Here is a 13,316-nt window from a genome sequence, read left to right on the forward strand (position 1 = left end):
GGGAAATATTAGTTTTAATCTGAATGAAAATCTACATATCCCTCTTCTTACTGGTTGTTTCGTTCCTTACTCAGGCTCAGTCAAATAAAACCATCCCCGGAAAAATACAGGCCGAAAACTTCGACGCCGTATATGGTGTAGGCACCGAAGACACCCAGGATGAAGGTGGCGGACAGGATATCGGTTGGATTGGGGATGGTAGCTGGATGGATTACCATGTACAGGTTACAAAATCGGGATACTATACCTTCCGGTTCCGCATTGCAAACGGTTTTAGTCCCGAAGCAACAATTGTACTTAAATCAGCAGTCGGCAGTGAGCTCGGCCGCGTCACACTCCCTCAGACCGGGGGTATGCAGGGCTGGCAGACCGCCACGATGATCGCCCCGCTTCCCGCAGGCAGCCAGACCATCCGCATATTTGCAGAAAAAGGCATTTTCAGTTTTAACTGGTTTGAGTGTTCGGGGTCAAAAAGCATTGCCGGATTGATTCAGGCGGAGCATTTCGACAACATGTCGGGCGTACGTATTGAAGAAACAGGCGATACTGGCGGCGGCGGCAACCTGGGCTATATTGATGATAACGACTGGATGGATTACAACCTGCAGGTAACTGCGGCAGGCAACTATACCGCCAGCTTCCGGATTTCCAATGCTTACGGACAGGGCATTATTGAGCTCCGCGATGTACAAGGCAATGTACTGGGCGAAGTGAATGTTCCGCAGACCGGCGGCTGGCAGAGCTGGAATACCATCAGCACGCAGGTAACCCTGCCCGCAGGCAGCCAGGTAGTGCGCGTGTTTGCCAGAAGCGGTGCGTTCAATTTCAACTGGTTTGAACTCGTACCGCAAAATGCCCAGCCTGTGACCGAGAATACATTACCCGGCAAGGTCGAGGCCGAGAACTTTGGTGACATGCTTAACATGGCCGCTGAGGCTACCGAGGATACCGGTGGAGGACAAAACCTGCGCTGGATTGAGGACAGCAGCTGGGCCGACTACCCTGTGCAGGTGGCTGCGGCAGGCGTATATACTTTTAATTTCCGCATTGCGAACGGATTTAGTCCCGATGCCAGGTTATCCCTTAAAAACGCAGAAGGCAATGTGCTGGCCAGTATCAGCCTGCCGCAAACCGGCGGAATGCAGGGCTGGAAAACCATTCCGGTACTTGCTTCTTTACCCGCAGGCAATCAAACATTGCGTGTGTTTGCCGATAAAGGTATTTTCAGTCTGAACTGGTGGTCTGCATCCGCTTCACGTCCTTTTCTGGGCAAAATGGAAGCTGAACACTTTGACGTGGCCGGCGACATACGTACCGAAGAAACGGGTGATACCGACGGCGGGCTCAATGTCAGCTACATCGACGACAATGACTGGCTGGATTACAATGTCAACATTGCTAGTGCTGGCTTATATACGGTTAATTTTCGTGTTTCAAACAGCTACGGAAATGGTAACATCGAGTTGCAGACCGCATCAGGTAGTGTGCTGGCGAGCGTAGATGTACCGCAGACAGGCGGCTGGCAAAACTGGCGTACCATCCGTACCACTGCCCAGCTCACCGCAGGCAGCCAGGTACTGCGGATTCATGCAAAGCGCGGCTCATTCAACCTCAACTGGTTTGAGATCATTCCCGGCTCTGTGCTCGGACAGGCTGCCATCACCTTCAACGAAATTGGCGCACGCACTACGGCCGATGATCCTTTTGATCTGACTGCCAGCAGCAACCATAGCGAGTCACCGATCACTTTCAGTTCTTCCAATCCGTCGGTGATCAGCGTCTCCAATGCTACCGGCTCGTGGAAAGCGACCGTGGCAGGGCCCGGCCAGGCAACGATCACGGCTTCGCAGGCTGCGACATTCAACTTCAATGCAGCTGAAAGCGTGAGCCGCACCGTGACCGTTACTGCGGTGACCAATACCGGCCTGGGCGAACGTATTCCTATTGACAGCAAGCGCTGGTACCAGCTGACCAATGCTGCAAACGGACTCGAAGGCCTTTTTGACGGACTTACCCAGGAAAATGTGCTGACAGGCTGGGGCAAGGTAATCGACTACTATGATGCCTATTATCCATTGAAGGACGGCGAGTCGATGACGCTGGAAAGTATTAAGATGTTTGACTTTACCGGGTCTACCATTGATCAGCCCATGATTATTTCCATCATCAATGATCAGTGGCAAAAAGTCGAAATCGGCAGGTTTACCGGTGAAGTATACAACGGATGGGTAGGTCCCTATCCCGGCCGGAACCTCAGTGGCAATGCACAGTTCAGGCTGGATGCCCCTATTTCCAATGCACGGTATATTGTACTTACCATTCCGCACACGCTGCCCACCGAAATTGAATTTTACGGAAGCTACACGGCTCCGCCTGCAATCACCAAAACTGCCCGTACCAAAAACATCCGCCTCAAAGACATGCTGGGCGTGAACGGTTATGAATGGAATTTTCAGGACGGTGCGCATACCGAACTGCTTGTAGAGTCAAAAGTGCAGGCGGCCAAAAGCTTTACAGGGCTGCGGCACTATATGGACTGGGAAAAACTGGAATCCACCGAAGGTGTTTTTTCATACAACCCCACACTCAGCGGAAGCTGGAACTACGACCTGATTTACGAACGCTGCAAGGCTGAGAACATTGAAGTACTGGCCTGTTTGAAAACCCAGCCCAACTGGATGCAGAACACCTATCCCGAAGGCATGCGTGACGCTGAAAATGTGCCAGTGCGCTATGGAGCGGACTTCACGCAGCCAGCTTCCTACGTTGAGCAGGCACGGGTGGCATTCCAGTATGTGGCCCGCTATGGCAGCAATAAAAACGTTGATCCCTCATTGCTGAGCGTATCTACTACCCCACGCTGGTATGGTGATTATGCCAATACAATCAAAATCGGCCTGGATCTCATCAAGTACATTGAATGTGATAACGAGCGCGACAAGTGGTGGAAAGCACGCAAAGGATACCAGACTGCCCGGGAATATGCAGCCAATATGTCGGCTTTTTATGATGGTCATAAAAATACAATGGGACCTGCCGTGGGCGTCAAGAATGCAGACCCTAATATGAAGGTGGTGATTGCCGGCCTCGTGACCGGGCCAGACTTCATCAAAGGAATGGTTGACTGGTGCAAAGAGTTCAGGGGTTACAATGCAGACGGTACAGTAAACCTTTGCTGGGACATTGTCAACTTCCACCTCTATACGGACAATGCATCGTCCAGCCAAAGCGGGACTTCTACCCGGGGTGCTGCACCGGAAGTGACCAATGCGGGAACCATCATGGACAACTTTGTAAAAGTGACCCGCGAGTACTCCAATGATCTGCCGCTCTGGATTACGGAGGCAGGTTATGATATCAACGAATCAAGCCCGCTGAAAGCAGTAGCGATTGGTGATAAATCAGCAGTACAGGTTCAGGCCGACTGGATCCTGAGAACGTCCTTGTTTGCAGCCCGGCACGGAATAGAAAAGTTGTTCTTTTACCAAATGTATGACGATAATCCCCTGGCAGGCATGTTCGGCTCATCGGGTTTCCTGAATGACGACCAGACCCGCCGGCCGGCCGCAGACTACTTTGTGCAAACCAACAAGCTTTTTGGTGAGTATGTTTACAAAGAAACCATCCACTCCGACCCGATGGTAGACCGGTACGAGCTGAATGGCAAATCGCTGTACATCATTGCTGTACCGGACGAAACCGGCCGCACCAAATCCTATACTTTGAACCTCGGCGGAGCGGGATCTGCGAGAATTTATACCCCCAGGATCGGCAGCAATGATATGTCGTTTACGGATGTACCAGTTGAAAATGGTTCGATTACGCTTACGGCAACGGAAAGCCCGGTGTTTGTAACAGGCATTGAAGGGCAGAATTTGCGCCAGGCTGCCGTAGAAGCTACGCCCCTGCTCAACAAAGAAGCTGTGCCGGTCATGGGCGAAGATGTCAGGGTATTCCCCAACCCGATCGTGGATTACCTTAACATTGAATTACAAAATGAAAACATGGCGCATGTAGACATCAAGATCTTTGACTCAGCGAGCGGAAGGTTGCACAAGACGGTTCAGGTGAAGAAAACGGGCAGCAGCCTGTCGCACCAGTTCAATGTGGCGCATCTTCCCGCGGGAGTTTATATTGTAGAAATCAGGCAGGGCGAGCAGCGGGCATTCCGCAAAATCGCAAAGGGATATTGACGGTTATGTTGGCATTTTCTTAAACAAGGGCCCGTTTTGAGGCCCTTGTTTTTTTATTTACGGCTACATAAATAATTATACGGCAGCCATTCTGGTGATAGTCATCCTAGAAATATTAAACTTGTCGCGGTACTCTTTGGGAGTAATGCCGGTGCTTTTCTTAAACAGCTGCCTGAATGATTTCAGATCATTGTATCCCGAGTTGAGCATAACTTCCAGTACGCTCTGGTCGGTTTGTTCGAGCAGCTTTTTGGCGGCTTCAATCCGGGTTTTCTGCAGATATTCAATGGGAGTAAGCCCGATTGCCTGTTTAAACCGCCTCACCACATTACGCCGGCTTGCCGGAATGTCCTGGATGAGCTCTTCAATGGTGCGGCCTTCCTGGTACTCATTTTCGATTTTTTTCTGCGCCATGTTCACCAGTCCGTCGCCGTGGTCCTGCATGGGCAGGAACGACCCGAAGTACGTTTGCTGCTCCCGATCCATATCAATTGCAAACATCTTGGCGGTGCGGAGTGTCACTTCTTTACCGCAGAATCTTTTGATCAGGTACAACATCAGGTGGAAGCTGCTGGTAGCCCCGCCACTTGTGAATATCCCGTGGTCATCCGTAACTACGGCATCGCTCCTGAGAATGATTTCAGGAAAATTGGTTGCCAGTGTGGTAGCCGAGTCGATGTGCGTAGTGGCCTGCTTTCCATTGAGCAAGCCCGCCGCAGCCAGCAGGAATGCTCCGGTACAAAAGCTGCCCACCTCCGATCCATTCTGAAACTGCTCGCGCAGCCAGGGAATACAGGCCTGGTTTCGCCCGATCGCAAACCGGATGTCGCCAGCACCAAAGGCAGGTACGAGGATGAGGTTCTGAAAGCCGGCCATAGCCAGGGGCTGCATCTCGTACGCTGCATTGAACCTCACGGGAGTTGGTTCAGGTGTGAGCAGGGTGATTTTAAAAAAATGCGGCAGGCCCGATTGCTCGTAAAATACATTGACACTTTCAAAAACATCGAGAATTGCGGCCACGCTCAGCAGACGGTGGCCATTCGTAATCAAAAGACCTAACTGTATCATAGCTTTTGAAAGAGTATCTGTGAAGCGGGCGCCAATATAGAAATTTTTGACCCAAATCCCCCCTGTCGGTTACTTTCATAACAACATTCGTGCGCATCCGTGCATCCGTGGCAAAAACCAAATGGCACTATCCGGTTCTGTTCTGATTTATCCAGCCACGGATACACGGATTTACACGAATATCCGTGCACATCCGTGCATCCGTGGCAAGAACCAAATGGCACAACTTTGTTAGGAGCAGCATAAATACAAACAAAGCCAATCCATGAAATCCTTCAACAGTGCTGCACTTCTGGTGCTTGCGCTATACTTTCTGGCCTGTAAGCCGGTTCCCGTCTCGCACTGGTTTCCGGTAACCCCTCAGGAGAAGTATGAAAAGGAACTTTACAAAGCCAAACTCGAAAAAACGACCGCAGGACAAACCTGGCTGAAAATGGCAACCCTCGTTTTACAGGATACCTTGTTTTCTGCGGCACCCTACCAGGAGCGTTTTTACCTTGGTGATTCGATGCCGGCCCAGGCACTGCGTATCCGCATTCCGGAAGGCAGGCAGCTGGTAATCAGGCCCGTCCGCGACCCGGAGGATACCACTTCCAAGTTGTTTGTAGAGTTGTTTAAAATCAAAAGCAAAGGAAAAGCCCAGCGCCTTGAATATTTCGCTGATAGCCAGGATTCGCTCACCTTTTCTGATCATAACGGAGATACCCTGCTGCTCCGGCTGCAAACAGGTTTGAACGAAAAACTTACAGTATCCCTGTCGCTGACTACCCAGCCATTGCTGCATTTTCCGGTGGCAGGCCACGGTATGTCGAGCGTGATCAGCTACTGGGGCGCCGACCGTGACGCAGGTGCGCGCCTGCACGAGGGCATTGATATCAAAGCAAAAAGGGGCACACCCGTAGTAGCATGTGAGCAGGGGTTTGTAACCCAGACCGGCACCAATAACCTGGGTGGAAAAGTTGTATTTGTATCGTCATTACAGAGCCCTTACTCACTCTACTACGCGCATCTTGATAGCCAGCTGGTGGTAACCGGTACCCGCGTGGCGCGTGGCGATACCCTTGGACTGGTGGGCAACACAGGAAATGCTATTACGACCACTCCGCACCTGCATTTCGGGATTTATGCGCGGGGATCAGGGGCTGTCAACCCGCTGCCATTTATCAATGACCGCAAAGAAAAACTGCCCGGTTTACCTGAAAAATCAAAATGGCTCGGCGATACGGTAAGGATCCGGAAGAAAGCCGGCATTTTTGCCTCAGCCCAGTTGGATTCCAAAGAACAGATCGCCGCACTCCCCGCAGACACCCCCGTCAAAATACTGGGAGAAATGGCGAAAGGTTACCGGGTAGTCCTGGAAAATGGCACCATCGGGTACATCCCGACAGTACCGCTCAGAGCAGCCCGGCCGGCAGTATCACAGGTAGTACGACCATAAATGCATAAAGGAAGAAACCTGTGGCCCTTCCTTTATCTGTCATCAAAAACCGGTTTACCCGAAGATCTATTTCAGCTCTGTAAGCCATTGCTGTGCATATTCCCTGGCGGCAAGCGTGGGTGCGGGACCCATGCGGTAACAGAACTTCCAGACATTGTCTTTGGCCTCATACGCTCCGTTCACAAACTTCCTGCGGCCATTCACATCCCTGGTCTGCGCAGCAAAGTCAATGTTTTTTGTTCTTTCAAGAAAACCGGAAATACGCTGCTTCAGAATCTTGTCCGTGTCTTTCCATTGTTCATACTCAGCTGCATTGCGTGCATTGGTGTCAGCAATCCGCCGGTCCGACGCTGCGATTTCTTCTCTGGCCAGAAAGTCGGCGTACTGCTTTTGGAAAGCCGGGAAGTCGGAGCTCAGCAGGGGTTTGATCTTTTTGAAATAAGCCGCATTGTGCCTGGCGCTTTCAATCTGCTTTTTGAATTCAGCCTGCTGCTCTTTCGGGAGGCTGCCCAGCATACCTTCCATGCTTGTCATGGATTCACCTGCCTGAATATAAATATCCACGACCATTTCCAGGTCGGCTGCTTTCAGAGGCTGTATTTCTTTCAGCTTCCGCTCGCGGATCCCGGCAAGGCTGGCGGCATCTGCACCCGTACTTTCCTGCTGAAACGCGTGCATCAGCCAGCTTTTGTGTTTTTCTTTAAAATCACCGGACTGAAAGTAGCTCTTGAACAAATCGCCCGCTTTGCGCACCGCAGCTGCCTGCCGCTCGGCCGGGATTGCTTTGCAGGCATCTCTGACGGCATCGCCGAAGTAAGGCGTGGTAGCATTGTTTACAAATGCGCTCCACAGCCGCTCCCCGACTTCGGGCCCGCTGATCCCGAACACGGCATATTCGTCCGCGGTTACAAAGCTCAGCAGGCCAATGGTTGCACAGTACAGGATAATGGGAAATACTTTACTTTTCATGGCTGATTTAGATTGGCTTTCAAAAAACTAGGTTTGTTTTTGATGCTGCAAAATTAGCTGCTCCCACCCACCCGTATCAATCCTCTGAAAACATGATTTTCAAGAAATCATACTTTTACAGGATATTAGTAAATGGTTTTATTTAGGAATTTTACGCCCTTAATTTCCGCCGTACTCCTCTGTTTGCTCCTATGAAAAAGTACTCTTGCGTGGCTTTGATGACACTTTTGTGCCTGTATGCAGATGCACAGGAAATGGAAGATGCACTGAAACGCACCCGGCAGGGAAAGGAAGACACCAACCGCGTACTGGCCTATATTGAATACGGACAACTGCTGGAAAATGAAAACCTGGATAGTGCAGCCCACTACTATCAGAGGGCCAATGCATTGAGTGAAAAGCTGGACTATGCTACCGGTAAGTTCAAATACAGATCCAATTACACCTACATTCTCAATCTGCAGGGAAAGTTCGGGCAGGGTTTGAAACTGAACAAGGAGAGCCTGGCGATTGCAACAAAAGCAAAAAACAAGCTCAACATGGCCAAAGCACTGGCCAACATCGGGGCAAGCTATACGTACTTGGGTAACTATACGGAGTCCATCCGGTATTATCAGCAGGCCGCCGATCAGTTTACCCGAGCAGGAGTGACAATGTTTTTGCCGAAGCTGTATGTAAACATCGGTACTGCCTTTGAGCATGCCAACCTGTTTGAAAAGTCATTGGTGTACAAACAAAAAGCACTCGCACTTGCCCGCCCGATGGCCGACAGCGTACAGCTCGCCGACATCCTGACCAATGTAGGTACCTGCCTGTTTAACCTGAAACGGTACAACGACTGCATTCCCTATTTCTATGAAGGAATCGGGATCGCCAGAAAAGTGAAGGCTGATATTTATGTGATCCAGGCTTACAGCGGACTTTCGGGCGCATTCCGCCACCTGGAACGGATGGGTGAAGCCAAAAGATATGGTGAAATGGGCCTGGAACTCGCCCGGAAGACAGGTAATGTTTTTCTGGAAATGGAATGCTTGCGTGCGCTGATGTTTGTGGCCGAGCAGGACAACCAGCCGGAAGTTTCGGCCCGGTACACCGCCAGGGCGCTGGAAATCGCCGAGGCAAATGGAATGACCGACCATCTGGTGGAGCTGTATGAGGACTATGCCGCCGACCTAGCCAGGCGGAAAAACTACAAGGCTGCCTACGACTACCTGCTCAGGTACAATACATTGAATGACTCTATCCAGGGTGCGGATGTTCAAAAGCAACTGCAGGAGCTGGACACACGGTACCTTACCGCACAGAAAGAAAAGCAGATTGCTGTGCTTGAAGCAGATAAGCAAAGGCGTACTACCCTGATTTACAGTCTGGCAGCAGGTTTACTGGTCCTGGCAGTCATATCCGCGCTCATTTACAGGAACATTACAATCAGGAAAAAGGTAGCCGAAAATGAAGTATTGCAGTTGCAGCAGGAAAAGCAGCTCGTAGCCACCAATTCTATCCTGAAAGGTCAGGAAGAAGAACGTACCCGTGTAGCCCGCGACCTGCATGATGGTTTGGGCGGGCTGCTGTCAGGCATCAAACTAACGTTAAACTCCGTGAAAGGAAATATGATCCTGCCCGAAGAAAGCGCCATGACGTTTTCGCGGGCTCTTAACCAGCTCGATGGTGCCATTTCAGAAATGCGCCGCGTAGCGCACAGCATGATGCCCGAAACCCTCGTGCGTTTCGGGCTGATTGATGCGCTGCACGACTTTTGCGACGGAATCTCCGCCTCAGGCGCTTTGCAGGTTATTATGCAGGAGTTTGGGTTTCAAAAGCGGCTCGACTCTTCCGTTGAAATCGTACTTTACCGGGTTGTTCAGGAGCTGCTGAACAATGTCCTGAAATATGCCGAAGCCAGTGAAGCCCATGTACAGCTGACCTGGGTGGATCATCAGGTAAGTCTGACTGTTGAAGACAATGGTAAGGGTTTTGATGTCAATAACCTGGACCTGAACAAGGGTGCCGGACTGCGGAATGTGAAGGCACGGGTAGACTATCTCAATGGCAGGCTCGACATCCGGTCGAAACCCAGCGAAGGCACTTCGATATTAGTAGAAATCGTGGTTTAATCAATGGATATGCGCACAAGAATACTCATCGTGGACGACCACCCGCTGGTACTGGAAGGGCTGAAATCCCTTCTTGCAGACAGCGGCGAAGTGGTAGTGACGGGTACAGTCACCAATGCTATTGATGCGATCGCATTTCTGAAAAATCATGAAGTGGATATTGCTTTCCTGGATATTAACCTGCCGGATATCAATGGAATTGATCTTTGTAAAAAAATCAAAGATCAGTTTCCGCAGGTAAAAACGCTCGCATTGAGCACCTTCAATGAACGTGCCTACGTTTCCCGCATGATCCAGAATGGCGCGTCGGGCTACCTCATCAAAAGCTCCGGCAAAGAGGAAATCCTTGAAGCAATCCGGCAGGTACAGGCGGGAGGTTATTTCATGAATGTCAGTTTTGACCAGCATATCGCAAGTCCGGTTTCCAAACCCATGCCTTTTCTGACGCGCCGGGAGAAGGAAGTGCTGGTACTCATTGCGCAGGGACTTACCAATCCGCAGATCGCCGAGCAGCTTTTTATCAGTGTTACTACCGTCAACAGTCACCGGCAAAACCTGCTCATGAAATTTGAAGTTTCCAACACGGCTTCCCTCATCAGGCTGGCTGCGGGACAGGGACTGATCTGAGCATTACCGCAGGAATATACGTTTGGCAAGGATTTTATGCGATAGGCCTAAAACCTTACCAACATGATGAGAATATTTTACAAAATCCTGTTTCTTGTTTGCTTCTGCTTTCCTGCTGCCTATGGCCAGCTCACCATCTTCAATGTATCCTCTTCCGAAATCACCGAAAAAAACGGGCTGAGCTTTCAGCAGCAGTTTGAAGTGCAGGATGTGGTCGTGTCTACAACCACCATGACCTACGGGCTGGGAAAAGACTGGGAGGCCGGGGTCAATGTTTTCAATATTGATTACGAAAAAGCTTCGCATCACTTCATCCGAAACGATTCCACCACGCACGACCCCTATGCCCCCCTGGTGCTGATCAACAGTCAAAAATTGTTTGAAATTACAAACTTCCTGGGCATTGGCATCGGCGGGCAGGCTGGTACAAACATTTCCCGCAACAAGCATTTCGTGTATTTTACCTATGGCAACCTGGCTGCATCGCTGGCAGACAAGCGGTACAAGCTTGCGGCTGGCGGTTATTACGGGAACAATGGTTACTTAGGAGAAGGAAAAGTGGCGGGCTTTCAGGCCGGGCTGGATGCAGGTATCTGGTACGAAAAAATACATTTACTCGCCGACTGGCTCTCCGGGGATCATGCAAAAGGCGCACTCTCTGCGGGTATCGGGATCTACTTTTTCAAGAAACTTCCCATATCAGCCGGCTGGCAGCGCTCCAATTTCGACGGCTCACAAGGCTGGGTATTGCAGCTGACGTACGTGCCGTGATCCAAGATTTTAGTATGAGAAAATGTAGCTATTTTTGAGTATGGAAGTATTGAAAATTAACATACTAAATCCAAAAGCTGCGCAGCTTTTAAGAGATCTTGCCGACCTTGATCTGATCTCCATTGAGGACGATCCAAAAACTGCTTTCTATGCAACCCTGGACAGACTCAGATCTGGTGATGTCCCGCCACCAACCTTGGACGAAATAGCCAGAGAAGTTGAAGCCGTACGAAGTGTAAGATATTCGGTATAATCCATGAGAATAATTCTGGATACGAATCTCTGAATCAGCTTTCTGATATCAAAAAACTTTTCCAGGCTGGATCAACATATCCTTTCCGGAAAAGTAAAGCTGCTGTTCAGTCAGGAATTGCTGGACAAATTTATAGAGGTAGCCAGCCGTCTCAAATTCACCAGGTATTTCTCTGCGAATGACATAAAGAGCGTTGTTACGATTATCTCTGACTACTCGGAGTTTGTATTCGTAACAACGATTGTAAACGAGTGCCGGGATGAAAAAGATAATTTTCTCCTGGCTCTGGGTGTTGACGGACAGGTAGATGTACTAATCACAGGTGATGCCGATCTTTTAACCTTAGACACATACAGAGGTACCCGAATACAGACGATTACAGCTTTTCTTGAACAACTGTAATCCTACTTCTGTTGAGCCGTAAAAGGGAAAATCGCTGAATTGATGTGGGCCTTGTTCATGATCTCGCCAAGCTCTTTGGCCTTAGCGGGATTTTGGGCAGCAATGTCCTGGGTTTCAAAAGGGTCTTTGGACAAATCGTATAGTTCCACGGGGGCATTGGGGTTGCCGGCAGCTTTAAGTCTTACTCCTTTCCAGTTGCCCTGCCGCACAGCCTGGCGCCCGCCCTGTTCATGAAATTCCCAGTATAAATAGTCGTGTTTTTGCTGGGTTGGTTTGCCGCGTAGTGCGTCTGCAAACGAAATTCCATCAATCTGCCGGGGAGCAGCAGCTTTGGCCAGCTCGGCAAAAGTTGGCAGCACATCCCAGAATGCGCCGATGTAGTCACTCTTTGAGCCCGGCCTGATCACGCCCGGCCACCTGGCCGCAAAGGGTTCACGAATCCCACCTTCGTACAAATCGCGTTTTACGCCACGAAAACCCGCCGCACTGTTAAAGAACTTGGGATCAGCGCCGCCCTCAATGTGCGGACCGTTGTCGCTGGTAAAAATGACGAGTGTATTCTGATCCAGGCCCTTCTCTTTCAATTTGGCAAGTACCTGACCTACATACAGGTCGAGGCGCGTGACCATGGCCGCGAAAGTAGCGCGCGGAATCTGCTGGGACGCATAGCCTTCACCCTTTGCCCCTGCACCATAATCTGCACCTTTGTACGGTTTTTCCTCAAACTTGCCTTTGTACGATTGCAGGATGCTGTCATCAGGTACTATCAGCTCAGCATGCGGTAAAATGTAGGGCAGAAACAGGAAAAACGGCTCTTTTGTACTTCTTGCATCAATGAAATCCAGTGCTTTTTTCTGGATCAGGTCGGGGGCATACTCTTTATTATACCGCAGGTTATCATTGCCTTTCAGCACCACTTTCTGTGCATTGTCCCAGAGATGCGCCGGATAATACCGGTGTGCCAGACCTTGGCAGTTATAACCATAAAAACGATCAAAGCCCTGCCTGGCGGGATTACCCTCTGATCCTACCGGACCGAGGCCCCATTTCCCGAATGCACCTGTCACATAACCTGCTTTTTTCAGCACTTCGGCCAGGGTTTGCACCGAGTCGGCAATCGGCTCCTGACCTTCGGGCTCCACGCTCTTGTTGCCTCGGATGTAGGTATGGCCCGTATGTTTTCCGCTCAGCAATGACGACCGCGACGGTGCGCAAACCGGTGTCCCTGCATAAAACTGGGAGAAAATCATTCCTTCGCGGGCAAGGCGGTCGATATTGGGAGTACGGATCAGCTTCTGACCATTGAAGCCCACATCACCGTAACCCAGGTCGTCAGCAAGAATAAAAACAATGTTGGGGCGACCTGAGCTGCCTTTCTGAACCTGTGACCAGGCCGCAGAACCAAGTAGCAAGGCAATAAAAAGTGATGTAAACCTTTTCATAAGCATAAAGAAAACCTTCCGGAATGCGGAAGGTATCAA

10 protein-coding genes are annotated in these 13,316 nt (G+C 50.4%); 7 read left to right on the forward strand and 3 right to left on the reverse strand.

Annotated features, from left to right (window positions below; genetic code table 11):
- Nucleotides 1-23: 23 nt before the first annotated feature.
- Nucleotides 24-4,193: a carbohydrate-binding protein gene (locus tag HWI92_RS15325; protein WP_204656840.1), complete on the forward strand. Its 4,170-nt coding sequence runs from the start codon at nucleotides 24-26 to the stop codon at nucleotides 4,191-4,193.
- A 75-nt stretch (nucleotides 4,194-4,268) separates the two neighbouring features.
- Here HWI92_RS15325 and HWI92_RS15330 read toward each other — a convergent pair whose 3' ends face one another.
- Nucleotides 4,269-5,261, reverse strand: a complete 993-nt coding sequence (locus HWI92_RS15330; protein ID WP_204656841.1) for a GlxA family transcriptional regulator — start codon at nucleotides 5,259-5,261, stop codon at nucleotides 4,269-4,271.
- A 265-nt stretch (nucleotides 5,262-5,526) separates the two neighbouring features.
- Here HWI92_RS15330 and HWI92_RS15335 point away from each other — a divergent pair, with 265 nt between their 5' ends.
- Nucleotides 5,527-6,699 carry a peptidoglycan DD-metalloendopeptidase family protein gene (locus HWI92_RS15335; RefSeq protein WP_204656843.1) on the forward strand — a complete coding sequence of 391 codons (1,173 nt, stop codon included), beginning with the start codon at nucleotides 5,527-5,529 and terminating at the stop codon, nucleotides 6,697-6,699.
- A gap of 66 nt (nucleotides 6,700-6,765) precedes the next feature.
- Here the strand turns inward: HWI92_RS15335 and HWI92_RS15340 are convergent, their stop codons facing one another.
- Nucleotides 6,766-7,668 carry a hypothetical protein gene (locus HWI92_RS15340; protein WP_204656845.1) on the reverse strand — a complete coding sequence of 301 codons (903 nt, stop codon included), beginning with the start codon at nucleotides 7,666-7,668 and terminating at the stop codon, nucleotides 6,766-6,768.
- 191 nt (nucleotides 7,669-7,859) lie between these two features.
- Here HWI92_RS15340 and HWI92_RS15345 point away from each other — a divergent pair, with 191 nt between their 5' ends.
- The 5 genes from HWI92_RS15345 (at nucleotide 7,860) to HWI92_RS15365 (ending at nucleotide 11,835) form a co-directional block, all read left to right on the forward strand.
- Nucleotides 7,860-9,782 carry a tetratricopeptide repeat-containing sensor histidine kinase gene (locus HWI92_RS15345; RefSeq protein WP_204656847.1) on the forward strand — a complete coding sequence of 641 codons (1,923 nt, stop codon included), beginning with the start codon at nucleotides 7,860-7,862 and terminating at the stop codon, nucleotides 9,780-9,782.
- Between the two features lie 9 nt (nucleotides 9,783-9,791).
- Entirely contained in the window at nucleotides 9,792-10,409 is a 618-nt protein-coding gene (locus HWI92_RS15350) for a response regulator (protein WP_204656849.1), read from the forward strand.
- Between the two features lie 63 nt (nucleotides 10,410-10,472).
- A complete protein-coding gene (locus HWI92_RS15355) occupies nucleotides 10,473-11,180 on the forward strand; it encodes a hypothetical protein (RefSeq protein ID WP_204656851.1) in 708 nt (235 codons plus the stop codon).
- Nucleotides 11,181-11,220: 40 nt separating this feature from the next.
- Nucleotides 11,221-11,433, forward strand: a complete 213-nt coding sequence (locus tag HWI92_RS15360; RefSeq protein WP_204656853.1) for a hypothetical protein — start codon at nucleotides 11,221-11,223, stop codon at nucleotides 11,431-11,433.
- Between the two features lie 45 nt (nucleotides 11,434-11,478).
- On the forward strand, nucleotides 11,479-11,835 hold the full coding sequence (locus HWI92_RS15365; protein WP_262897704.1) for a putative toxin-antitoxin system toxin component, PIN family: 357 nt from the start codon (nucleotides 11,479-11,481) through the stop codon (nucleotides 11,833-11,835).
- 2 nt (nucleotides 11,836-11,837) lie between these two features.
- Here HWI92_RS15365 and HWI92_RS15370 read toward each other — a convergent pair whose 3' ends face one another.
- Entirely contained in the window at nucleotides 11,838-13,277 is a 1,440-nt protein-coding gene (locus HWI92_RS15370; RefSeq protein WP_204656855.1) for an arylsulfatase, read from the reverse strand.
- Nucleotides 13,278-13,316 lie beyond the last annotated feature (39 nt).

The sequence above is a fragment of the Dyadobacter sandarakinus genome (assembly GCF_016894445.1).
GTDB classification, from domain to species: Bacteria; Bacteroidota; Bacteroidia; order Cytophagales; family Spirosomataceae; genus Dyadobacter; species Dyadobacter sandarakinus.